Here is a 22736-nt window from a genome sequence, read left to right as displayed (position 1 = left end):
GATCCGAGAGCATGAGCAGCGCCACCACAGCGCCGTCCGACGGCTGGGACGCCACCACCCGCATCGGCGTCGTCGTCCCCTCGGCCGATGTCGGCCCCGAGGCCGAACTCCAGGCCCTCGCACCGGACTCGGTGACGATCCACGCCTCCCGCATCGACTTCGGCGGGATGCTCCCCGGCGGGCACATGGTCGCGGAGAAGATCCCCCAGGACCCCATCACGGCGTTCGTCGAGCCCCCGGCCGTCGACAACGCCGTCAAGCTCCTGGCCGACTCGCCGCTGCACGCACTCGTGCTCGGCTTCACCAGCTCCTCGTACGTCCTTGGCGTTGACGGCGAGAACGCCCTCTACGAGCGCCTGGCCCCCGTCACCCGCGGCATCCCCGTCACCGGCACCGCCAGGGCCGCCGTCGCCGGCTTCCGCGCCCTCGGCGCCCGGCGGATCGCGATCGTCAACCCGCCCTGGTTCGACGACAAGCTGTCCACCCAGGGCCAGGAGTACTTCGAGGCCCAGGGCTTCACCGTGGTCCACCACGGACCCGTCGGCCTGCCCTCCGAGCAGACCGCCATCACCCCGCGGAACCTGTCGGAGTGGATCCGCACCACCGTCGCCGACGCCCACCCCGAGGCCATCCTCGTCGCCGGCAACGGCATCCGCGCCGTCGGCACCGTCCGCGGCCTGGAGGACGAGCTCGGCTTCCACGTCCTCACCGCCAACCAGGCCGTCCTGTGGCACGCCCTGCACCTGGCCGGCGCCGCCGAGGCCGCCGCGCGGGTCACCGACTACGGGCGCCTCTTCCGCGCCGTACCGAAGGAAGCGTGACCGGATGCTGCCCGCCGACGGCTACGTCGCCGTGTTCACCACCCCCGAGGGCGACGTCTACCGCACCCCCCTGGTCTGCTGGCGCACCGACGGACCGAACGTGTACGGAGTGACCCTCCACAAGGGCGGACTGCGCAGGGCCGAGGAACTCCCCGGCTTCACCCGCTACGCCGTCAAGCCCGACTGCTCCTGCGCGACCGCCGTCCCGGCGCCCGTCGCCCGGCAGCTCGCGAGCCGGTAGGTACGGTCCCCGGACCCCCGGGGCAGTGCGAAGGCGCCGTACCCACCACGAGGCCCGCCCCTCTCCACCGGCGAACCGGGGAGAGGGGCGGGCCTCGGCACGAGCGGCGGGCCCGTGTCAGCGCAGCGGCCGGTCCAGCCGCACCTTCACCAGCCGGGTCTCGACGCCACTGTCGACCAGGCGCCCGTTCGCGTCGAACGCGCCGGTGCCGTCGGTCATGCCGAAGTCGTTGTCGTTGAGCAGCACCAGGGTCCGCTCGCCCTCGACCGCGACCCCCTCGATCTTGCCGGGGACGCCCTCGACCGTGCCCAGGTCCACCACCAGACGCTTGGCCGGCACCGGGACACCGGCCGCCGCCGGGTCGTCGAGCTGCTCCAGGGCCGGGCTGGTGCCGGCCGCGTCCCAGGCGGAGCCCAGGATGTCCGCGCCGCGCCGCAGCCGGATCTCGTACAGCCGGGCCGCCTTGTCGGTGCGCTCCTCGACGAGCAGCCGGTCGCCGCCCAGCGCGACGAGCGCGGAGATCTTCAGCTCGGAGGTCTTGGTCTGGCCGGGCTCGACCACACCGACCGGGTCGAAGCGGTACGCGTACTCGGCGGTGACCTTCGCCGCGCGCGGCGAGAAGCGCAGCAGCCGGGTGGTGCGGGAGTTCTCGCCGCTGTCCTTGTCGGGGTTGAGCAGCGGGCTCTGCAGCGCCATCACCAGGTCGCCGTCGGGCAGCAGCGCCAGCCCCTCGAAGCCGCGGTTGACCTTGCGCTGGAGGTAGATCGACGGCAGCGACTCGATCACCGGGTAGCCGGCGCCGGTCAGACCGAGCCCCTTCGGCACGTGCCGGGCGAGCACCCGGCCGTGCGCGGAGACGTGCACCAGGGACGGGCCGTACTCGTCGGCCAGCCAGAAGCTGCCGTCCCGGCCCCGCACCAGACCCTCGGTGTCCAGGCCGTTCGGGTCGTGGCGCAGCGGGTTCTTCGCGTCGTAGGTGTACGGGGCCTCGTCGCGGCCCGGCTGGTTCGGCAGCCCGGTCACCGGCGCGCCGGACGACGTGGTCAGCGGGATGGCCTTCAGCACCTCGACGCGGTCGCCGACGGCACGGATCTTCACGATGGCCGGGTCGAAGCCCGGCACGGGGAAGGTGCGCCGCTTCTCCTTGCCGACGGCTATCTGGCCGTTGGGCCCGCGGTCGGTGACGGTCCAGTACTCGCCGCGCCGCCCGGCCGGGTACAGGTCGCTGCCGATGCCGCCCAGGTCGATCCCGCGGTCGTCGGCGACGCTGCCCGGCAGCAGCCGGTTGCTGAACTCCGCCAGCGGGATGTCCGGCAGCACCGAGGCGGAGACGACCCGGGCGGGGGAGCCGTGCGGGGCCGGGGTGCCCTCGGCGGGCCAGGCGACCGCGGTCAGAGCGAGGACGGCGGACAGCGGCAGAACGGCGGCGGAGCCGCGCAGCACGCGGGAAGCGGTGGTCATGGCCGGATGGTCCAGACCGCGGGTGAGAAGCGTGTGGCGCGCCGGGGGCCACCGGGTGAACCGGAGACGGCGGCTGGGCGCGCCGCCCGGAGAGGGGGCCCGTCGGCAGCCCACCGCCACCCGGGCCCCCGTCGTCCGCTAGCGGAACTCGCCGGCGCGCACGCCCGCGCAGAAGGCCGCCCACTCGGCGGCGGTGAAACGCAGGTCCCCGCCCTCGGGGTTCCGGGAGTCGCGCAGCGCGACCGCCCCGGCGCCCAGACGGGTCACCTCGACACAGCCGTCGGTGGCGCTGTGCGTGCTCTTCCGCCAGACGGCGTTGGTCAGGTTCTGCGAGTACAGCGGGTCCTTGTTCATCTGGGTGTTCTCCTCTCACCCCCAGCGTCACGGCGGCCGTGGAGTACCGCAAACGGGGTTCGGCCGTGCCACGCCTCCGGGGCGCCCTGATCCCGCTGCTCCGCGACCGCGCCGAGGAGGCCCGGCGGCGCCTCGGGTGAGACGCCGCCGGGCCCGGGTCAGTCCAGGTCGGTCAGCTCGTCCGCGTAGATCCGCGACAGCGGCTGCGGCCCGACGTACTGCTGGCAGTTGCACTGCCCCGCCTCGTACCGCACCGGCTTCTTGTTCTCGTCCCAGGCGGTGGGCACCTCGACCCGCTCGTGGCACCGGCCCTGCTTGTCGTGCTTGGCCAGGTGGTGCGTGCAGCCGCAGACCGGCTCCGGCGTCCGGTGCGCGGCCTCCAGGGCGAGCCGCTCCTGCCTCGCCGCCTCCAGGACCTCCATCCTGCGCTCGTGCCGGTGCTTCAGCGCCGTCCTGACGTTGTCGGCCGCCCATGCGAAACCGCCCGTCCAGAAGAGGATGAGGATCACCCAGATCCAGTTCACGCCGTGCTCCTTCCCCCGCTTCCCCCGTGAAAGCCCTGCGGGGGCATGGTAGTTCGGGCACGGTCGGAAGTCCGCCCTCTCGCTCAGCCGCCGCCCCCCAGGGCCCGCTTCAGCTCGGCCTTGTTCATGTCGGACCGGCCGTGGATGCCGCGCTTCCGCGCCTCCGCGTACAGCTGGTCGTACGTGCGGCCCTCGGCGCCGCTGTGCGAGCGCAGCCCGCCCCGGCGCGAGGACGACATGTCCTCGGTGGAGGTCTTGCTCGCGGTCTTGGACTCGCCCGCCCGGGCGCGTTCCTTGTTCACGGTGCGCGCGGCGATCTCCTCGGCGCGCTTCTCGCTCTCGCCGCGCTTCTCGGCGCTCTCCTTGATGTGCTCGTACTGCCGTTCTCGCTTGGCGTTCGATCCGCGGGGCATCGTCCGCTCCTCTCCGCTGTACGGGGTGTACGGGGCTTCCGCTCCGGCCGCTGCCCCCGCGCGCCCGGTCCATGCGCGGGACGCGCCGACACCGGGCGGACTCTCCGCGGTGGCGGGGAGAGCCGGGGGGAGCACCTCCACCTCGAACCACACCGTCTTGCCCCGGGAGCCCCGGAGCACCGAGCCCCAGCGCGCCGACAGCCGCTGAAGGAGGTAGAGACCGTGCCCCGACGAGCGGTTCGGGCGGTGCGGGCCGTGCGGGCGCGGCCGGACCGGGCTGGTGTCGCTGACCTGCACCCACAGCGCCCTGCCGCGCCGGTCGAGCCCCAGCTCGTACGGGACACCGCCGTGCGTGCAGGCGTTGGTGACGACCTCGGAGACCAGCAGCAGGGCGTCCTCGGCGCCCTGCCGGCCCGGCGCGCCCGCAGCACCGAACCACGTGTGCAGCGCCCTCCGTGTGAGGTCGCGACACTCCGCCACGACGCCCGGCCCCGCCGTGATCTCGTACCGGAGGGAACGGTCGGTGGCTGTCGGCTGCTTTTCCGTGGCCATACCCTGCGGCTCTCCCTCCCGCGCCGTGTCAAACGGTCCGGGAACGGGAATCCTCACTTCAGATGCTCGAACCGACGGACCCCCGCCGCCTGCCTTCCGGCGCGGCGCCGGCCCACCGCCACCGTCGAAGGAGCCGAACGTCATGCCCGTCACAGAGACCCGCCCCGCGCCTGCCGGGCCGGCGACGCGCCGCGAGGCGCTGGCCGGGCTCCCGGAGATCGACCGGCCGACCCTGGCGTCCACGGACGACTCCCGGACGCTGTCCGCCGCGCTGCTCGTGCGGCTGGGCGAGCTGGAGGAGGGCACGCCGGAGCACGCGTACGTCCGCAACACCCTGATCGAGCTCAATCTCAGCCTGGTGAAGTTCGCCGCCCGCCGTTTCCGGCACCGGCCCGAGGACCGTGAGGACGTCGTCCAGGTCGGCACGATCGGCCTGATCAAGGCGATCGACCGGTTCGACCCCTCGCGGGGGACCGATTTCTCGGCCTTCGCGCTGCCGACCGTCGTCGGCGAGATGAAACGTTTCTTCCGCGACACCAGCTGGGCCGTACGGGTGCCCCGGCGCCTCCAGGAGCTACGCCTCGACCTGGTCAGGTCCTCCGACCAGCTGGAACAGCGGCTCGGCCACCGCCCCAGCCGCGCCGAACTCGCCGCTCAGCTCCACACCACCGAGGAACGCGTCGACGAGGGCGAACTCGCCTCCCACGCGTACACCGCCCGCTCCCTGGAAGCCACCTTCGGTGACGACCCCGACATCCCCCGGCCCGACGCGTGCTGCCTCGGCGCCACGGAACCCTCCTACGAGCTGATCGAGAACCTGGAGGCCCTGAAACCGCTCCTCGCCCGCCTCGACGAACGCGACCGGCGCATCCTGTCGCTGCGCTTCGGCGAGGAGGAACTCACCCAGAGCGAGATCGGCGAGCGGGTCGGCCTGTCCCAGATGCACGTCTCCCGGCTGCTCACCCGGATCCTCGGCGAGCTCAGGAAGGGCCTGCTCGACGAGGGCGGCGCCGCCACGGCGGGCGGGACGGCCGACTGACCTCCAGCCACACCACCTTGCCCGGCGCGCCGTCGGCCTTCGCCACCGCGCCCCAGGCCCCCGCGAGCCGGTCGAGAACCATCAGCCCGTGACCGCCCGGCAGCGCGGGCGACCGCGGGGCGCCGGACGCCGGATACCGGGGGCTCGGATCCGACACCTCCACACGCAGCCACCCGTCGGCGTGCCGCAGCACCAGCTCCTCCGGGCCCCCCGCGTGCAGGCACGCGTTGGTCACGACCTCCGACACCATGAGCAGCACGTCGTCCGCCCGCTCCCGGCCCTCCGCCGTCCGCGCCGGCAGCCAGCCCCAGTCGGCCAGCGCCGTCGCGGTGAAGTCCCGGCAGCGCGTCACGGCCCCGGCGGAACCACCGAGGACCAGCCGCCGCACCTGGCTGCCGACCGCCCCGGGCACGCCCGTCGCCCCGGCGTCCCCGGCGGCTTCCTCGTCCGCGCCCTCGCTCGTCATGATCCCTCCGCCCCCGCTAGGCGCCCGGACGCCCGTCGGCCCCGCCCTCGTCGGCGAGGGCGGCGGCGGTGTCCTCGTACACCTGGAAGACCGTGTGCGCGCCGGTGATCTCGAACATCCGGTCCACCGGCGGGCGCAGCCCCGCCAGGTCCAGGCGGCCGCCGTCCTCGGTCAGCCGCAGCCGGGCCCTGAGCAGCACGTTGAGCCCGGTCGAGTCGCAGAAGCGCAGGCCCGAGCAGTCGACGACGACCCGGGAGGAGCCGTCGGCTTCGGCGAGGGCGTCCCGGAGCGGGGCCGCCGTGTCGTGGTCGAGTTCCCCGTGCACGGCCAGCACGACCGTGCCGGCCCGTGGCTCGGGGCGTGTCCGTACGCTGAGCCGCGCCCCGGTCTCGGCGCGTTCGGCGTGTTCTTCGCGATCCGTCGGTGCCATGGCCGCGGCGCCTCCTTCCGTGCGAACCGGCACTCCCATGATCAGGCGAAGTCCGGACTGTGACGATCGCTGACGAAGGTGAACAGCCGCAGCGTCCCCGTCATCGTGAACAAGTGGCGCAGCTGGCGCGGGACCGGCCCCACCAGGACGAACCGGTCGCCGGCGTACTGCGCCGTCACCAGTTCGTGCAGGAAGGACGAGTCCCCGAAGCCGATCTGCGAGATGTCGAGGACGGTCCGGCGCGCACCCTCGTGCCGGGCGTCGGCGAGCGCCGCGCGCAGGCAGTCCACGGTGTCCACGTCGAACTCGCCGGTCGCCGACAGCAGCACCGTGCCCGGCGCGGGCGACGGCTCGCGGACCACCCACGCGGTCCCGGACGGCGTCCGGTACGTCCGCGCCTCGGGCCGGTCGTGCGAGGTCTCCGTGGAGTGCGCCTCGGGGCGGTCTTCCCGGATCATCACGGCGCCCCCTTTCGGCACCCGCTGCCGGCGGTACGGCTGTACCGGGAGACACGGTCACCGCGCCTCCACAGGGCCACTGCCCCCGTTCGGGCCCCCGCATGCCGACCGCGCCCGGGGCGAGCGCCGAAGGGGGCGATGGGGGAGCGTCGGTGCGGCCGGCGCAGGGGTCAGCCCCGCGTGCCGTCGCCGAACGCCCCCAGGATCCGCTCCGCCGCCAGCGTCGCCGTCAGCTCGCCGTCCCGGACCAGCCGCTCCACCTCCGGGGCGAGGGCCCGCACCGCGGGGTCGGCGTGCAGCCGGCCGAGGAGCTCGTCGCGGACCATCGTCCAGGCCCAGTCGACCTGCTGCTCCCGGCGCCGGGCGGTCAGCCGGCCGGTGGCGTCGAGGAGGGTCCGGTGCTGTTCGAGGCGGCCCCACACGGTGTCCAGGCCGGTCGACTCGCGGGCGCTGCAGCTGAGTACCGGCGGCGCCCACACCGCGTCCGCGCCGTGCATGAGCCGCAGCGCGCCCGACAGCTCGCGCGCCGCCGCGCGGGCGTCCGTGGCGTGGGGGCCGTCCGCCTTGTTCACGGCGACGACGTCCGCCAGCTCCAGGACGCCCTTCTTGATGCCCTGCAGCTGGTCGCCGGTGCGCGCGAGGGTGAGCAGCAGGAACGAGTCGACCATGTTCGCGACGGCCGTCTCCGACTGCCCGACGCCGACCGTCTCCACCAGGATCACGTCGTACCCGGCGGCCTCCATCACCACGATCGACTCGCGGGTCGCCTTGGCCACGCCGCCGAGCGTCCCCGCGCTCGGCGAGGGCCGGACGAACGCCGCCGGGTCCACCGCGAGCCGTTCCATCCGCGTCTTGTCGCCGAGGATCGACCCGCCGGTACGGGTCGACGACGGGTCCACGGCGAGGACCGCGACCCGGTGCCCGAGGCCCGTCAGCATCGTGCCGAACGCGTCGATGAAGGTGGACTTGCCCACCCCCGGCACCCCGCTGATCCCGATCCGCCGGGCCCGGCCGCTGTGCGGCAGCAGCCGGGTCAGCAGCTCCTGGGCGAGCACCCGGTGATCGGGCCGGGTGGACTCCACGAGGGTGATGGCGCGCGCCACGAGGGCGCGCCTGCCGTCCCGTACGCCCTTCGCGTACGTGTCGATGTCGATCGCCATGGGATCAGAGGCCGTGCCCCGCGGCGTGCCCCAGCTCCGCCGACAGGCGCCGCACCAGGTCCGCCGCCGCGTCGGGGATCACGGTGCCGGGCGGGAAGACCGCCGCGGCGCCCATCTCCAGGAGGACCGGCACGTCCTGGGGCGGGATGACCCCGCCGACCACGATCATGATGTCCTCGCGGCCCTCCGCGGCCAGCTCCTCCCGCAGCGCGGGCACGAGCGTGAGGTGGCCCGCCGCCAGCGACGAGACGCCCACGATGTGCACGTCCGCCTCGACGGCCTGCCGGGCGACCTCCGCGGGGGTCTGGAAGAGCGGGCCGACGTCGACGTCGAAGCCCAGGTCGGCGAAGGCCGTCGCGATCACCTTCTGGCCGCGGTCGTGGCCGTCCTGGCCCATCTTGGCCACCAGGATGCGCGGACGGCGGCCCTCGGCCTCCTCGAAGGCGTCCACCAGGGCGCGGGTGCCGTCCACGGACGGGGACTCGCCTGCTTCGTTGCGGTACACGCCGGAGATCGTACGGATCTGGCCCGCGTGCCGTCCGTACACCTTCTCCAGGGCGTCCGAGATCTCGCCGACCGTCGCCTTCGCGCGGGCCGCGCGGACCGCCAGCTCCAGCAGGTTGCCCTCGCCGCCGGCGGCCCGGGTGAGGTCGTCGAGCGCGTCCCGGCAGGCCCGCTCGTCGCGCTCCTCGCGCAGCCGGCGCAGCTTCTCGATCTGCTGGGCCCGCACCGAGGAGTTGTCGACCTTCAGGACCTCGATCTGCTCGTCGCCGTCCACCCGGTACTTGTTCACGCCGATCACCGGCTGCCGGCCCGAGTCGATCCGCGCCTGCGTCCGGGCCGCGGCCTCCTCGACGCGCAGCTTCGGGATGCCCGCGTCGATGGCCTGCGCCATGCCGCCGGCCGCCTCGACCTCCTGGATGTGCTGCCAGGCCCGGCGCGCCAGGTCGTAGGTGAGCCGCTCCACGTACGCGCTGCCGCCCCACGGGTCGATGACCCGGGTCGTGCCCGACTCCTGCTGGAGCAGCAGCTGCGTGTTGCGGGCGATCCGCGCCGAGAAGTCCGTCGGCAGCGCCAGCGCCTCGTCGAGGGCGTTGGTGTGCAGCGACTGGGTGTGGCCCTGGGTGGCCGCCATCGCCTCCACGCAGGTGCGGGTGACATTGTTGAAGACGTCCTGCGCGGTCAGCGACCAGCCGGAGGTCTGCGAATGGGTGCGCAGCGACAGCGACTTGGCGTTCTTCGGGTCGAACTGCTTCACCAGCCTCGCCCACAGCAGCCGGGCCGCGCGCAGCTTGGCGATCTCCATGAAGAAGTTCATGCCGATCGCCCAGAAGAACGACAGCCGCGGCGCGAACGCGTCCACGTCGAGCCCCGCCTCCCGGCCCGCCCGCAGGTACTCGACGCCGTCGGCCAGCGTGTACGCCAGCTCCAGATCGGCCGTCGCACCCGCCTCCTGGATGTGGTAGCCCGAGATGGAGATGGAGTTGTAGCGGGGCATGTTCCGCGAGGTGAAGGCGAAGATGTCGGAGATGATCCGCATCGACGGCTTCGGCGGGTAGATGTAGGTGTTGCGGACCATGAACTCCTTGAGGATGTCGTTCTGGATGGTCCCCGCCAGCTTCTCGGCCGGCACGCCCTGCTCCTCGGCGGCCACGATGTACAGCGCGAGCACGGGCAGCACCGCGCCGTTCATCGTCATCGACACCGACATCCGGTCCAGCGGGATGCCGTCGAAGAGCTGGCGCATGTCGTAGATCGAGTCGATGGCCACGCCCGCCATGCCGACGTCGCCGGTCACGCGCGGGTGGTCGCTGTCGTAGCCGCGGTGCGTGGGCAGGTCGAAGGCGACCGACAGACCCTTCTGGCCGGCCGCCAGGTTGCGCCGGTAGAACGCGTTGGACTCCTCGGCGGTGGAGAAGCCCGCGTACTGCCGGATGGTCCACGGCTGGTTGACGTACATCGTCGGGTACGGGCCGCGCAGATACGGCGCGACGCCCGGGTACGTGCCGAGGAAGTCGACGTCCGCCAGGTCACGCCCGGTGTACAGCGGCTTCACGCCGATGCCCTCGGGCGTCTCCCACAGCAGGTCGTCCCCGCCGGAGGCCCGCTTGAGGGCGGCGCGCCACTCCTCGGCGCTCCCGGCGGGCGAAGGGGATCCCAGGCCGATCCCGGTGAAGTCGGGGATTCCCATCAGGACACTCCGATGCGGTCGAGGGTGGCGGAGAGCACGGCGACCGCGTCGCACCCCGCGAAGACGAACGAGTCGACACCGGCGTACGCGCCGGGCCGGCCGGCCAGGGACACGTGCCCGGCACCGGCCGCGCGCAGCTCGGCGGCGGTGGCCGCGGCCCGCTCCTCGTACAGGGCGTCGCTGGAGCACAGGCACGCCTCGGCGGCACCGCTGTCCTCGAAGGAGCCCTCGGTGACGGGCTCGATGCCGCCGGCCTGGAACAGGTTGGCGGCGAAGGTGAGCCGGGCGGTGTGCGCGGCGGCGGGCCCCAGCGCGGCCAGGAACACCTTCGGCCGGGCGCCGGTCGCCGCGAGATGGGCGTCGGACCGGGCGCGCAGCGCCTCGAACGCCTCGTCGCGCCGCACCCGCGGCAGGCCGCCGGACGGCCCGGCGGGAGCCGGCGCGCGCACCACGGGCTTCTCGCCGAGGTGCGGGAACTCGCTGACACCGGTGACGGGTTCACGGCGCTCGGCCAGCGCCCGGGACCGCTCGGCCCAGGTGGCGGCCAGGTCCCGGCCGATCCGGCCCGAGCGCAGCACCGCCGCCTGACCGCCGTCCCGCTCGATGCCCTGGAAGAACTCCCAGGCGGCGTGGGCCAGTTCGTCGGTCAGCGTCTCCACGTACCAGGAACCGCCGGCCGGGTCGATCACCCGGGCCAGATGCGACTCCTCGATGAGGATCGTCGACGTGTTCCGCGCGATCCGGCGGGCGAAGGCGTCCGGCAGACCGAGGGCGTGGTCGAAGGGGTGCACCGTGACGGACTCGGCGCCGCCGACACCCGCCGCCAGGGTGGCGAGCGTCGTCCGCAGCATGTTCACCCACGGGTCGCGGCCCGTCATCATCACCGGCGAGGTCACGGCGTGCTGCCGCTGCGCCCCGGCCGCCGGGGCCCCGCAGGCCTCCGCGACCCGCGCCCACAGCCGGCGCGCGGCGCGCAGCTTGGCGATCGTCAGGAACTGGTCGGCGGTGGCCGCGTAGCGGAACTCCAGCTGCCCGAGGGCCTGCTCCACCGTCAGACCGCCCGCGGTGAGCGCCCGCAGATAGGCGACACCGGTGGCGAGCGAGGCGCCCAGCTCCTGCGCGGCGGAGCCGCCGGCCTCGTGGTACGGCAGCGCGTCCACGGTCAGCGCGCGCAGCCCCGGGTAGGACTCGGCGCACAGCCGGGTGAGGGCGACCGTCGCGGGGAAGCCGTCGCCGTCGTACGCGGCGCCGGTACGGGCCTCGGTGCCCAGCGGGTCGGCGCCCAGGTTGCCGAGGGCGGCCTCGGGCGCGACGCCGCGCCGCGCGTAGACGTCGAGCAGCTCGGCCGCGGCCGTCGGGGTCTCCGCCCCGGCGTCCAGGACGACGGGGGCCAGGTCGAGGTACACGTCCTTGAGGACCCGGTCCAGCTCGCCGGCCGGGATGGCGTCGGGACCCACGGCCAGCCACAGCGAAGTGACGCCGTTCTCCAGGTCGGTGAGGACCGCCTCGGGGTCGGCCACGGTGTGCCGCTGGCGCACGTCCCAGCCGTCCACCGTGTTGCCCTCGGCGCGCCCGGCCCGGACGAAGGGGGCGAACCCGGGCAGTCCGGCGTCGGGCGCGGACGGGTCCGCGGCGCCGTCGGCCGGCGCGTCGGCCGCTCCGTCGGCGGATCCGGCGGCATGTCCGTCGGCCGTGTACAGGGGGCGGACCCGCAGGCCGTCCTCGAGCACGGTGGACAGGACGTCCTCGGCCTCGGTGTCCGGAACGTCCTTGCCCGACCTGCTCAGTACGCCCGCCACGAGGCGCTGCCACTGCGCATGGGTCGCTGCGGGGAATTCGGCGGCCAGCGAAAGGCCGTCGTCAGGCAGCACAGTCATGCTCGGATGCTAGGCCAGCCTCACAAAGGAGCGCAGGGTGATCCGCTGTGACCTTGACCTCCCCTGATCGGCCTTGAACGACGGACCGCATCCATGCTGGCCACCCCGCGCACCGGCCCGCGCGGACGGGGTCACGTCACCCGTCGACGTCACGGCCGATGCCCCCGTCCCGGTCTCCGCCCCCGTCTCCGTCCCGGTCCCCGTCGAGCTCCTCGTCCAGGGCGATGGCCGCCGAGATCAGCGCGAGATGCGTGAACGCCTGCGGGAAGTTCCCCAGTTGCTCGCCCGCCGGGCCGATCTCCTCCGAGAAGAGCCCGACGTGGTTCGCGTACGTCAGCATCTTGTCGAACGAGTACCGCGCCTCGTCGAGCCGCCCGGCCCGCGCGAGCGCCCCCACGTAGAGGAAGCTGCACAGCGAGAAGGTGCCCTCGTCGCCGCGCAGCCCGTCGGGCGAGGCGGCCGGGTCGTACCGGTAGACGAGGCTGTCGGTGACGAGCTCGGCCCCCATCGCGTCGAGCGTCGACAGCCAGCGCGGCTCCGACGGCGCGATGAACCCGACCGCCGGCATCAGCAGCAGCGAGGCGTCGAGGACCTCGCTCCCGTAGTGCTGCACGAAGGCCCGCCGGTCCGCGCTCCAGCCCCGCTCCATCACCTGACGCAGGATCGCGTCGCGAGCCGCCGTCCACCCCGCCAGGTCGGCCGGCCGGGCGAAGCGGGTGGCCAGCCGGATGCCCCGGTCGAAGGCGGTCCAGCACATCACCCGGCTGTACGTGAAGTCCTGCCGCCCGCCACGGGTCTCCCAGATCCCCTCGTCGGGCCGGTCCCAGTGGCCGGCCAGCCAGTCCAGCACCCCCGACACGGCGACCCAGCCGTCCCAGCCGATCCGCCGCGCGGCGGACCCGCCCTCGCGGGCCAGGCCGAAGACCGCCTCGCCGTAGATGTCGAGCTGGAGCTGACCGGCCGCCCCGTTGCCCCGGCGCACCGGGGCGGAGCCGCGGTACCCCTCCAGGTGGTCCAGGATCTCCTCGGGGAGGTACGGATCGCCGTCGACCCGGTACATGATCTGCAACGGCTCGCCGGTCACCGTCCGCTGCTCGCTCAGCCGCGCGCCCAGCCACAGCCGGAACGCGTCCGCCTCCTCCTCGAAGCCCAGACCGAGCAGCGCGTGCACCGACAGCGAGCCGTCCCGCACCCACGTGTAGCGGTAGTCCCAGTTGCGTTCGCCGCCGACCTGCTCGGGCAGCCCCATGGTGGCCGCGGCGACCGGAGCGCCCGTCGGCGCGTACGTGAGCAGCTTGAGCGTGATCGCCGAACGGTTGACGGCCGCCTGCCACCTGCCCCGGTAGCGGCTGCGCCGGATCCAGCGGTGCCAGAAGTCGCGGGTCCGCCGGAACTCCGCCGTCAGCGACGCCCGGTCGGCCGGTGGCGGAGCCGCGCCGCCCGCGTCGTCCACGGTCAGCACGAACGCCGCCACCTGGCCCTGCTCCAGCTCCACCTCCGCGCGCACGTCCCGCCCGTCGCGGTGCAGCTCGACCGGGCCCGCGCCCTGGAGCACCGCCTGGAGCCCCGCACCGACGAAGGTGGCCGTGCCCGAGCCGTCGAGGCTCAGCTCGTGCCCGGCCCGCCCGTAGTCGAACCGCGGCCGGCACTCCACGGAGAACCGCACCCGGCCCCGCGCCACCCGCAGCACCCGGATCAGCCGGTGGCGGGCCGTCGCCGTCTCCGGCCGGTCCAGCGGCATGAAGTCGGCGACCTCGCCGACCCCGTCGGCGGTCAGGAAGCGGGTCACGAGGATCGCGGTGTCGGCGAAGTACAGCTGCCGCGTGGTGACGTCGGGGGCGTCGACGGTCACGGCGAAGTACCCGCCGCGCTCGTGGTCGAGGAGGGCGGCGAACACGCTCGGCGCGTCGAAGCGCGGCGAGCAGAACCAGTCGACCACCCCGTCGGAGGAGACCAGGGCCGCGGTCTGGAGGTCGCCGACGAGCCCGTGGTCGGCGATCGGCGGATAACGGCGCACCGGGCACACGGGACCTCCTCGGCCGCGACGGACGCCGGTCCGGACCGTGCTCCGACGACCCCGACGTGTCCCCGATCCTTGTGGCGATCCGCGGGCACGACCAGGCGGAGTCGGCCGAACGGGTGAGGGCGGAGGCCGGCGGGCGGTCCGCCGTCGCCGCGGGTCCGCCCCGCCCCTACCCCATGGGTTCGCTCAGCTCGATCGCGCGCAGGGCCGCCGCGAGGGCCGGCTCGTCGCCGACGTCGAGGGCCGTGTCCGTCAGCTTGATGACGTGCTCGTCGCCGTGCGCGAGGGCCCGTGCGAAGACCTCCTCGGCGGTGACGGAGCCCGGCGGGGCGTACGGGACCGGCGCGTCCGGCGCGTACATGGCGGTGACCGCCGCCGAGGCCGTCCAGGCGGCCCGCAGGCTCGGCACCCACAGCGTGCGGGGGAGCGCGGGCAGGGCGCGCAGCACCGCGTTGGGGGCCGTCGCCGCGTGGACCAGCATCGTCTCCTCACCGTGGCCGTGGGTGGCGTACCGGTGGGTGGCCGCCCGTACGAGCTCGGCGAGCAGGGCCCGCGCCTCCTCCGGGTCCGTCACCCCGGCCGCCCACTCCGGCAGCGCGTCGACCCGGGCGAGCCGGGCGGGGAAGCCGCCGTCCCGCTCGCCGATCGGCCGGACGGCGTCGAGCGCGTCCACGGCCCGCCCGGCGCCGGGCAGCACGGCGAGGCCCTCGACGGGGCGGTGGCGCGCGGCCCAGTAGCCGAGGCCGTGCGCGAGTTCGGCCAGCCGAGGAGCGGTGCTCTCGGCCGCGAGCAGGGTGCGCACGGCGTGCCCCACCCGGATCACGGGGTGCGTGGAACCGCCGTACATCCCCGGCAGAAGCCGTGGCCACCACTCGGCGAGCACCTCGCGCCAGGGGCGTTCGGCGATCGCGCGCTCGAAGTGGGCGATCCAGTCGGCGGCCCGCCGCGGGTCCCCGAGCGCGCGCCGCCAGTCGGCGTCCGTGACCGGCTCGACGCCGGCCGGGAACTGCTCCAGCTTGGGCGCGTACCCGTCCAGCCAGCGGTGCACCGCCGCGGCCTGCCCGCGGGCGGCGAGGGCCTCGACGGCCATCGGGGCGTGATTGGTGAGCCGGCCGAGCCGCTCGGGCCCGGAGGAGTGCAGCCGCTGGAGCGCCTCGTCGAGCGTGCCCGTCGTGTCCGTGCGCGTATCCCCGCGCAGGTCAGTGGGCGTTCCCATGCTCGTGGGTGTACCCGTACTCGTGTCCCTGCTCGTGTCCATGGGGGGACGGTAGGCGGCCGGCGGCGGGCGCGTAACGGGCCGTGGACGGAGGATGGGGCCGGGCAGGGCCTAGGCCGGACCTAGGACCAGGTCTCGCCCGGCGTCCCCTCCGCGTCCTCCCGGCCAACGCCGGTGGGACGCCGGTGGGACGCCCGGTGTCCCGTCAGTACGATGGGCGGCCGGTCCAGGGAGCGGTGAGGCGGAGGTCGGCGGGATGGCGGGTGTGCCGCGACGGCGTGGGCAGGGCGAGCTGGAGACGCTGGTGCTGGCCGCCTTGCGGGCCGCCGACGGGCCGGTGACCGCGGGCTGGGTGCAGGAGCGGCTCGGCGGCGGCCTCGCGTACACCACCGTGATCACGATCCTGACGCGTCTTCATGTGAAGGGCGCCGTCGCGCGGGAGCGGGCGGGCCGGTCGTTCGAGTGGACGCCGGTCGCGGACGAGGCGGGTCTCGCCGCGCTGCGGATGCGCCGGGTCCTGGACGGCGAGTCCGACCGCGAGGCGGTGCTCGCCCGGTTCGTGACGGGTCTGTCGTCGGCGGAGGAGCAGTTGGTGCGGGACCTCCTGGCGCAAGCCGGAGAGGACGGGGAGGACGGGGAGGTCTGACGCCATGGGGGTCTTCGTCTTCCTGCCGCTCGTCCTCCCGCTGACCGCGTGGCCGGTCGCGCGCCTCGCCGAACAGCATCTGCACCCGCGGACCGCGACCCGGATGCTGACCGCCGTCGCCGCCGTCCTCGCGCTGTGCAGCACGCTGTGCCTGGCGCTCCTCGTGGTCGTCGGCACCGCCCAACTGCCGGGCAACCCGCTGCCGGACGCCTGGTCCGATCCGGAGGTGCGGGCGGCGGTGCCGTACGACGAGGTGGCCGGCCGGCTCGCGATCCCGGCGCTCCTCGCCGTGCTGGGCGCCTGCGGATGGACGCTGTGGCGGCACCGGCGGGTACGGCGGCGGGCGGAACGCGCCCTCGCCCCGCTGCCCGCCCGCGCGGTCGCCGTGCTGCCGGACGACGTCCCGTACGCGTACGCCCTGCCGGGCGGGCGCCGGGACCGGGTGGTCGTCAGCCGGGGGATGCTGGCGCGGCTGACGTCACGGGAGCGCCGGGCGCTCTTCGCGCACGAGCGGGCCCATCTGGAGGGGCGGCACCACCGGTTCCTCCTCGTCGTCCGGGTGGCGGCGCGGGCCAACCCGTTCCTGCGGCCCCTGTGCACGGCCGTCGGCTACACCACCGAACGGTGGGCCGACGAGGAGGCCGCCGTACGGGTCGGCAGCCGCCGGGTGGTGGCCCGCGCCATCGGCAAGTCCGCCCTGGTGTCGGCGGGGGCGCCGACGCCGACCCTCGCCGGGTTCGCCGCCGCCGGCCCCGTACCGCGCCGGGTGGCCGCGCTGCTCGCCCCGGCGCCGGCCGCACGGGCCTGGCCGGGGGTGGGCACGGCGACGGGGATGGCGGCCTGGGGCGCGGCCGTGGGGACCGCCGCGTCCGCCGTCTCCTCGGCGAACTCGGCGGTCACGCTGTACGCGATCCTCCACACGGCGACGCCGCTCTGACCGTCCGCGATCGTTCGCACGGCCACGCCGCTCCGGCCGTCCGCGATCGTTCACGCGGCCACGCCGCTCCGACCGTCCGCGAGGGTGCCGTCAGCTGATCGCCAGCGGGATCCCCGGGGCGAGGGCGGCCGCGATGCGCTCGGCGACGACCTCGGCCTGGTTGCCGTCCGGCGTGGTCGCGGTCTTCGTCGCGGACACCGCGAGGGCGAGCCGCTTGGACGGCAGATACGCCTGGATCGCCGCGTACCCCGAGAACGAAGGGTTCTGCAGGATCCAGCCGTTGACGACGATGACGCCGAGGCCGAAGTGCTTGGCCTCGGTCTGCTTCAGGCAGATCGTGGCCGGACAGCGGGCGGTGCCGCCGCCGAGGCCGACCGTCCCCGGGTTCAGCAGGGTGCGGTACGCGCGGGGCGAGAGCAGTTCACCGCTGCCGATGCCCTCGGCGGAACGGGCCAGGTCGCAGATGTGGGTGGTGATGACCGCGCCGGGCGCCGTGGTCCACGACGGGTTCCAGAAGGTGGACTCCTCGTACAGGCCGCGGTCGGAGGTGAAGGCGTGCAGCACCGGCGCCGGGATGTCGGGGGTGAAGTTGTTCCGGGTGTCGCGCAGCCCCAGCGGCCCGGTGACCCGCCGCTTCACGAACTCCTGGATCGGCATGCCGGTGATCTTCTCCAGCGCGGAGACGAGCAGCACGTAGTTGGCGTGCGAGTAGCTCCAGCTGGTGCCCGGCTCGTACCAGAAGGAGTGGCTGTACGGGTAGGAGAGCAGCTGCTCCGGGGTCCACTGGCGGAACGGGTGCGGGAGGAGCGCCTTCAGGAACGCCGGGTCGGTGACGTAGTCGTGCAGGCCGGAGGTGTTGTTCGCGAGCATCCGCAGGGTGATCCGGTGCGCCTTGGGGACGTCGGGCAGCCAGCGGTCCACGGTGTCGTCCAGGCTCACCTTGTGTTCCTGGACCAGCTGGAGCAGGGCCGTGCCGATGTGCGCGAAGGCGACCGAGCCGGCCCGGAAGTGCATGTCCGGCTCGGCGGGCACGCCGGTCATGGACTCGCCGAGCGCGTCGGTGAGGACCTCGCGCCCGTCGAGGGTGACCTTCACCTCCACGGAGTTCAGCCGCAGATCCGCCTTGGCCTTGCGGGTGATGTCGAGGACCCGCCGGGCCTGCGCGTCGAGCGGCCGCTGGGTCCGCTCGCACGGCCGGTCCCCGTGGCCCCCCGCGCCCCGGGCGGAGGCGGGCACGACGGCGGAGGTCTGGGACACGACGGCGAGGAGCGCGGCGCAGAGGGCCGCGCGAAGGGTGGTGCGTCTCATGCCCGCACTATCCCCATGCCACCCCGCCCGCCGCCGCCCGCAACTCCGCCGGACACCCCGCACGGGGACGGGGACAGACCCGTGCGGCCCAGCCCGGCCGCGAACGGGACGTTACGCGGCGGGGCGGCCGGACAGCGGCGCCAGGTCCGGCGCGACCCAGCCCGTGGCAGCGGGCGGCACCCGCCCGTGGGCGCCTTTCCGCCGTACCGGATGATCGAACGCATGCTCCTCGCGTCCCTCTCGGTCGCCGCACTCGTCGTGGTGCTGGCCTGCGCCGTCGGCCGCCCCTTCGGGTGGTCGGAGGCGGTCTTCGCGGTGCCCGCCGCCGTGCTCCTGGTCGTCGTGGGCGCCGTGCCCGTGGAGCACGTGCGCGAGGAGGCGGACCGGCTGGGGCCGGTCATCGGGTTTCTCGCGGCTGCCCTGGTGCTGGCCAAACTCTGCGACGACGAGGGGCTCTTCCACGCCTGCGGCAGCTGGATGGCCCGCTGGGCACGCCGTCGGCCACGGCGGCTGCTCGGCGCCGTCTTCGCCCTGGCCTCGCTGATCACCGCCGCGCTGAGCCTCGACGCCACCGTCGTCCTGCTCACGCCCGTCGTCTTCGCCACGGCCGCCCGCATGGGCACCTCGGCCCGCCCCCACGCCTACGCGACCGCCCACCTGTCGAACACGGCCTCGCTGCTGCTGCCGGTCTCGAACCTCACCAACCTGCTGGCCTTCGCCGCCACCGGCCTCAGCTTCAGCCGCTTCGCGCTGCTGATGCTGCTGCCGTGGCTGGCCGCCATCGGCGTCGAGTACGTGGTCTTCCGCCGCTTCTTCGCCGCCGAGCTCGCCGCCGGGCCGAACGGTGAGGGAGCGGACGCTTCGGGAGCGGGCGGCGGGAGCGCGGACGGCGGGAGTGCGGACGGCCCCGTCGAGGTGCCGCTGTTCCCGCTGCTGACCGTGGGCGCGACCCTCGTCGGCTTCGGTGTCGCCTCGGCGGTCGGCGTCGACCCGGCCTGGGCGGCGGCGGCCGGCGCGGCGGTGCTCGCGGTGCGGGCCCTGCTGCGGGGGCACACCCGGCCGGCCGCGCTCGTGCGTTCGGCCGCGCTGCCGTTCCTCGCCTTCGTCCTCGCCCTCGGTGTCGTCGTCCGCGCCGTCGTCGACAACGGACTCGGCGACGCCCTCGGCACCGCCCTGCCGGACGGCACCTCGCTGCCCGCGCTGCTCGGCACCGCCGCCCTCGCCGCGCTTCTCGCGAACCTGATCAACAACCTGCCGGCGGTGCTCGCGCTCGCCCCGCTCGCCGCCCCCGCCGGGCCGGGTGCCGTCCTCGCCGTCCTGCTCGGCGTGAACATCGGCCCCAACCTGACGTACGCCGGTTCCCTCGCCACGCTGCTCTGGCGCCGGATCGCCCACGAGCGCGGCCACGACGTGCGGTTGAAGGAGTTCACGCTCCTAGGCGCCCTCACCGTCCCCACCGCGCTGACCGCCGCCACGGTGGCGCTCTGGGGCTCGCTGGCCCTGCTCGGCCCGTAGCGGGGGGCGTGGCCGGGGCTCAGCCGGTCCCTCGGCCGGTGGCCGGGGTCGTCGGCGGCCTTGTCAGGGGTCGGTGGCGGGGGGAGCCTAGACCCGTCGGACGTCGACGCCCTGCTCGGAGAGCGCCTCGACGACGGGGTCGGGGGCGTCGTGGTCGGTGACGAGGATGTCGATGTCGGAGATGGCGCAGACGCGGGCGAAGGCCCGCCTGCCCAGCTTGGTGGAGTCGGTCACGACGATGAGGGTGGCCGCCCGCTCCGCCATGGAACGGTTGGCGCTCGCCTCGCCCTCGTCGTGCGTGGAGGCCCCGAAGTCGGGATCGACCGCGTCGATGCCGAGGATCGCGTAGTCCAGGGAGAGGCCCTGGAGCGTGGCCGCCGCGAGCGGACCGGTCAGCTCGTAGGACTGCGGGCGGGCGACCCCGCCGGTCACGACCGTCTTCACGTACGGGCGGACGGCGAGCTCGTTGGCGATGTTGACGGCGTTGGTGACGATGGTCAGCGCCGGGCCGCCGGTGTGCGAAGCGAGGTCGCCGCGGGTGGCCAGTTCGCGCGCGACCTCCGAGGTGGTCGTACCGCCGTTGAGCCCGACGATCGCGCCCGGCGGGACGAGCGCGGCGGCGGCGCGGGCGATGCGCTGCTTCTCGTCGGCCTTGCGGGCGGTCTTGTAGCGCAGCGGGAGGTCGTAGGTGACCCCGCTGAGCACGGCGCCGCCCCGGGTGCGGGTGAGCAGCTGCTGGCGGGCGAGTTCCTCCAGGTCGCGGCGGACCGTGGCGGGGGAGACGCCGAGCAGTTCGGCCGCCTCGCCGACCTCGATGCTGCCCTTCTCGCCCAGCGCGTCGAGCAGCCGCGTCCAGCGCTCGTGCGTGCTCATCACCGTTCTCCTCGCCTCGTGACCTCGGGGGCCGAGCCTAACGCCCCTTCCCCGCTACATGAGCATTCCTTGCACGTGCTTGCTCAAAGTTGCGCGCGGACTCTATAAAGGAGACAACTTCAATCATCATTGGTTCGGGGAGGCGCCGCCATGAGTCATGTCGACACGGAGATAGCCAGCCAGCCCGCCTGCTGGCGCCGCGCACTGGAGACCAAGCCCGCCGGCCTGCCCGCCGACGGCGAACGCGTCGCCGTCGTCGGCTGCGGCACCTCCCTCTACATCGCCCAGGCGTACGCCGTGCTGCGCGAAGCCGCCGGCCTCGGCGAGACCGACGCCTTCGCCGCGTCCGAGTACCCGGCGAACCGCTCCTACGACCGGGTGGTCGCCCTCACCCGCTCCGGCACCACGACCGAGGTCCTCGCCGCCCTGGCCCGGGTCCCCGAAGGCACCCCGACCGTCGCGCTCACCGGCGACCTCGACACCCCCGTCGTCCGGGCCGCCGGCACCGTCGTCGACCTGTCCTTCGCCGACGAACGGTCCGTCGTACAGACCCGCTTCGCCACCACCGCCCTCGTCCTGCTGCGCGCCGCCCTCGGCCTCGTGCCGGACGACCTCGTCGAGCAGGCCGAACGGGCCGTCGCCGAGCCGCTGCCCGAAGCCGCCGTGGAATCCGGCCAGTTCACCTTCCTCGGCACCGGCTGGACCATCGGCCTCGCCAACGAGGCCGCGCTCAAGCTGCGCGAGGCCGCCGGGGCCTGGACCGAGTCGTACGCGGCGATGGAGTACCGGCACGGCCCGATCAGCGTCACCGGCCCCACCAGCACCGTCTGGTTCTTCGGCGCGCCGCCCGCCGGACTCCTCGACCAGATCGCCCCGACCGGCGCGTACGCCTCGGTCTCCGACACCGACCCCCTCGCCGACCTCATCCGCGCCCAGCGCCTCGCCGTCACCCTCGCCACCCGCCGAGGCCTCGACCCCGACCAGCCCCGGGGCCTGACCCGATCGATCGTGCTGGCGGAGTCGTGACGCGGACCGGGAGGCCCTGACCTGGGCCGGGCCGCTCCTGGCCGACGCCTGGGCCCGGCCAGTCAGTTCTGGCCCCGGACCAGCCAAGCCCTGACCCCGGCCGGGCGGTCCCTGACCCCGCCCGGCCGGTCACCTGCCTCCCCGCCGCCGACCCCCTTCCGGCGGCGGGGACGTCAGGCCCCGCATCCGCGTCCACACCCGCCCCCACTCGCACCCGCATTCAGCCGACCAAGGAGCAGAACCGTCATGCCCCTCGTAGGAACGGGCGACATCGTCGGACCGGCCGCGGCCGCCGGTCGCGGCGTCGGCGCCTTCAACGTCATCCAGCTCGAACACGCCCAGGCCATCGTGGCCGGCGCGGAGGCCGCCGGCACGCCGGTGATCCTCCAGGTCAGCGAGAACACCGCCCGCTACCACGGCGCCCTCACCGCGATCGGCACCGCGACCCTGGCGGTCGCCCGGGCCGCCGGGGTCCCCGTCGCCGTCCACCTCGACCACGCGACCTCCGCCGGACTCGTCGAGGAGGCCGTCGCGCTCGGTTTCTCCTCCGTCATGTACGACGCCTCCACGCTGCCGTACGAGGAGAACGTCCGCGCCACCGCGCGGGTACGGGCCCTGTGTCACGCCTCCGGGGTGTGGGTCGAGGCCGAACTCGGCGAGGTCGGCGGCAAGGACGGCGTCCACGCCCCGGGCGCCCGGACCGACCCGGCCGAGGCCGCGGAGTTCGTCGCCGCCACCGGCGTGGACGCCCTCGCGGTCGCCGTCGGCACCTCGCACGCCATGGCCACCCGTGACGCCGCCCTCGACTTCGACCTCATCGCGGCCCTGCGCGCGCGGCTGCCCGTGCCGCTGGTGTTGCACGGCTCGTCGGGCGTCGGCGACGAGGACCTGGCCACCGCCGTCGCCCACGGCATGACCAAGGTCAACATCGCCACCCACCTGAACCGGGTCTTCACCCGCGCCGCCCGCGAAGTCCTCGACGCGGACCGGGCCCTGGCCGACACCCGCCGCTACCTCGGCGCGGGACGGACGGCGATGACCCACGAGGTCACCAGGCTGCTGGGGATCCTCGACGCGCGCGCGGGGAGCATCGCCTGACGGAACGTCACAGGAGGAGCGCCAGGCCTTCGCAGACGGCGGCTACCTCGTGTCAGCCGCCGGGAGCGGCTTCGGCTGCACCGCCGGTGGCCACCCGGCGTCGGTCT

22 protein-coding genes and 1 pseudogene are annotated in these 22736 nt (G+C 74.5%); 8 read left to right on the top strand and 15 right to left on the bottom strand.

The features are described 5' to 3' along the window. Positions 1 to 11: 11 nt before the first annotated feature. Both ACZ3ZE_RS11075 and ACZ3ZE_RS11070 read left to right on the top strand, forming a co-directional pair. On the top strand, positions 12 to 821 hold the full coding sequence (locus ACZ3ZE_RS11075) for a maleate cis-trans isomerase family protein (RefSeq protein ID WP_361178280.1): 810 nt from the start codon (positions 12 to 14) through the stop codon (positions 819 to 821). A gap of 4 nt (positions 822 to 825) precedes the next feature. Then, a complete protein-coding gene (locus tag ACZ3ZE_RS11070) occupies positions 826 to 1062 on the top strand; it encodes a DUF6253 family protein (protein ID WP_329425488.1) in 237 nt (78 codons plus the stop codon). Positions 1063 to 1179: 117 nt separating this feature from the next. Here ACZ3ZE_RS11070 and ACZ3ZE_RS11065 read toward each other — a convergent pair whose 3' ends face one another. The 5 genes and pseudogenes from ACZ3ZE_RS11065 to ACZ3ZE_RS11045 all read right to left on the bottom strand — a co-directional run. Continuing rightward, on the bottom strand, positions 1180 to 2523 hold the full coding sequence (locus tag ACZ3ZE_RS11065) for an esterase-like activity of phytase family protein (protein ID WP_361622982.1): 1344 nt from the start codon (positions 2521 to 2523) through the stop codon (positions 1180 to 1182). A 138-nt stretch (positions 2524 to 2661) separates the two neighbouring features. Further along, positions 2662 to 2877: a DUF397 domain-containing protein gene (locus ACZ3ZE_RS11060; protein ID WP_361178276.1), complete on the bottom strand. Its 216-nt coding sequence runs from the start codon at positions 2875 to 2877 to the stop codon at positions 2662 to 2664. A 158-nt stretch (positions 2878 to 3035) separates the two neighbouring features. Beyond that, complete coding sequence (locus tag ACZ3ZE_RS11055; protein ID WP_361622979.1) at positions 3036 to 3401, bottom strand: hypothetical protein; 366 nt, start codon at positions 3399 to 3401, stop codon at positions 3036 to 3038. Positions 3402 to 3484: 83 nt separating this feature from the next. Further along, a complete protein-coding gene (locus ACZ3ZE_RS11050) occupies positions 3485 to 3814 on the bottom strand; it encodes a plasmid stabilization protein (protein ID WP_361623108.1) in 330 nt (109 codons plus the stop codon). Between the two features lie 156 nt (positions 3815 to 3970). Continuing rightward, positions 3971 to 4366 (bottom strand): annotated as a pseudogene (locus ACZ3ZE_RS11045) (ATP-binding protein); the annotation flags it as partial. A 142-nt stretch (positions 4367 to 4508) separates the two neighbouring features. Between ACZ3ZE_RS11045 and ACZ3ZE_RS11040 the strand changes: the two are divergent. Beyond that, complete coding sequence (locus tag ACZ3ZE_RS11040) at positions 4509 to 5405, top strand: SigB/SigF/SigG family RNA polymerase sigma factor (protein WP_442305126.1); 897 nt, start codon at positions 4509 to 4511, stop codon at positions 5403 to 5405. Here ACZ3ZE_RS11040 and ACZ3ZE_RS11035 read toward each other — a convergent pair. From ACZ3ZE_RS11035 to ACZ3ZE_RS11000, 8 genes are all read right to left on the bottom strand, one after another. Next, positions 5347 to 5871 (bottom strand): ATP-binding protein, encoded by a 525-nt coding sequence (locus ACZ3ZE_RS11035; protein ID WP_361178269.1) that lies wholly within the window; start codon positions 5869 to 5871, stop codon positions 5347 to 5349. The two genes, ACZ3ZE_RS11040 and ACZ3ZE_RS11035, sit on opposite strands and share 59 nt — an antisense overlap. A 16-nt stretch (positions 5872 to 5887) precedes the next feature. Continuing rightward, positions 5888 to 6301 carry an STAS domain-containing protein gene (locus ACZ3ZE_RS11030; RefSeq protein WP_361178267.1) on the bottom strand — a complete coding sequence of 138 codons (414 nt, stop codon included), beginning with the start codon at positions 6299 to 6301 and terminating at the stop codon, positions 5888 to 5890. A gap of 41 nt (positions 6302 to 6342) precedes the next feature. Next, entirely contained in the window at positions 6343 to 6759 is a 417-nt protein-coding gene (locus ACZ3ZE_RS11025; protein WP_361178265.1) for an STAS domain-containing protein, read from the bottom strand. Positions 6760 to 6929: 170 nt separating this feature from the next. Further along, complete coding sequence (gene meaB, locus ACZ3ZE_RS11020; protein WP_467258480.1) at positions 6930 to 7919, bottom strand: methylmalonyl Co-A mutase-associated GTPase MeaB; 990 nt, start codon at positions 7917 to 7919, stop codon at positions 6930 to 6932. A 4-nt stretch (positions 7920 to 7923) separates the two neighbouring features. After that, positions 7924 to 10110: a methylmalonyl-CoA mutase gene (scpA, locus tag ACZ3ZE_RS11015; RefSeq protein WP_361178261.1), complete on the bottom strand. Its 2187-nt coding sequence runs from the start codon at positions 10108 to 10110 to the stop codon at positions 7924 to 7926. Then, complete coding sequence (locus ACZ3ZE_RS11010; protein ID WP_467258477.1) at positions 10110 to 11987, bottom strand: methylmalonyl-CoA mutase family protein; 1878 nt, start codon at positions 11985 to 11987, stop codon at positions 10110 to 10112. Before ACZ3ZE_RS11010 ends, scpA begins: the two co-directional genes overlap by 1 nt. 136 nt (positions 11988 to 12123) lie before the next feature. Beyond that, on the bottom strand, positions 12124 to 14004 hold the full coding sequence (locus tag ACZ3ZE_RS11005; RefSeq protein WP_467258474.1) for a glycoside hydrolase family 15 protein: 1881 nt from the start codon (positions 14002 to 14004) through the stop codon (positions 12124 to 12126). Between the two features lie 175 nt (positions 14005 to 14179). Then, entirely contained in the window at positions 14180 to 15226 is a 1047-nt protein-coding gene (locus ACZ3ZE_RS11000) for a questin oxidase family protein (protein ID WP_361622964.1), read from the bottom strand. 256 nt (positions 15227 to 15482) lie between these two features. Between ACZ3ZE_RS11000 and ACZ3ZE_RS10995 the strand changes: the two genes are divergently transcribed. Both ACZ3ZE_RS10995 and ACZ3ZE_RS10990 read left to right on the top strand, forming a co-directional pair. After that, a complete protein-coding gene (locus tag ACZ3ZE_RS10995) occupies positions 15483 to 15872 on the top strand; it encodes a BlaI/MecI/CopY family transcriptional regulator (protein ID WP_361178251.1) in 390 nt (129 codons plus the stop codon). A 4-nt stretch (positions 15873 to 15876) separates the two neighbouring features. Further along, complete coding sequence (locus ACZ3ZE_RS10990) at positions 15877 to 16809, top strand: M56 family metallopeptidase (RefSeq protein WP_361178249.1); 933 nt, start codon at positions 15877 to 15879, stop codon at positions 16807 to 16809. 90 nt (positions 16810 to 16899) lie between these two features. On the opposite strand, the gene ACZ3ZE_RS10985 is transcribed toward ACZ3ZE_RS10990, so the two are convergent. Then, positions 16900 to 18117: a serine hydrolase domain-containing protein gene (locus ACZ3ZE_RS10985; RefSeq protein ID WP_361622961.1), complete on the bottom strand. Its 1218-nt coding sequence runs from the start codon at positions 18115 to 18117 to the stop codon at positions 16900 to 16902. 222 nt (positions 18118 to 18339) lie between these two features. Between ACZ3ZE_RS10985 and ACZ3ZE_RS10980 the strand changes: the two genes are divergently transcribed. Continuing rightward, on the top strand, positions 18340 to 19632 hold the full coding sequence (locus tag ACZ3ZE_RS10980) for an SLC13 family permease (RefSeq protein ID WP_467258471.1): 1293 nt from the start codon (positions 18340 to 18342) through the stop codon (positions 19630 to 19632). Positions 19633 to 19719: 87 nt separating this feature from the next. Here the strand turns inward: ACZ3ZE_RS10980 and ACZ3ZE_RS10975 are convergent, their stop codons facing one another. Next, positions 19720 to 20505 carry a DeoR/GlpR family DNA-binding transcription regulator gene (locus tag ACZ3ZE_RS10975; RefSeq protein WP_361178243.1) on the bottom strand — a complete coding sequence of 262 codons (786 nt, stop codon included), beginning with the start codon at positions 20503 to 20505 and terminating at the stop codon, positions 19720 to 19722. A gap of 150 nt (positions 20506 to 20655) precedes the next feature. On the opposite strand from ACZ3ZE_RS10975, the gene ACZ3ZE_RS10970 reads away from it, so the two are divergent. Together ACZ3ZE_RS10970 and ACZ3ZE_RS10965 are read left to right on the top strand one after the other, a co-directional pair. Then, entirely contained in the window at positions 20656 to 21531 is an 876-nt protein-coding gene (locus tag ACZ3ZE_RS10970) for an SIS domain-containing protein (RefSeq protein WP_361178241.1), read from the top strand. Positions 21532 to 21777: 246 nt separating this feature from the next. Continuing rightward, positions 21778 to 22629: a class II fructose-bisphosphate aldolase gene (locus tag ACZ3ZE_RS10965; protein WP_361178239.1), complete on the top strand. Its 852-nt coding sequence runs from the start codon at positions 21778 to 21780 to the stop codon at positions 22627 to 22629. Positions 22630 to 22736 lie beyond the last annotated feature (107 nt).

This window comes from Streptomyces sp. NPDC023157 (assembly GCF_055560575.1).
This window is presented reverse-complemented; position numbering and strand designations above follow the sequence as displayed.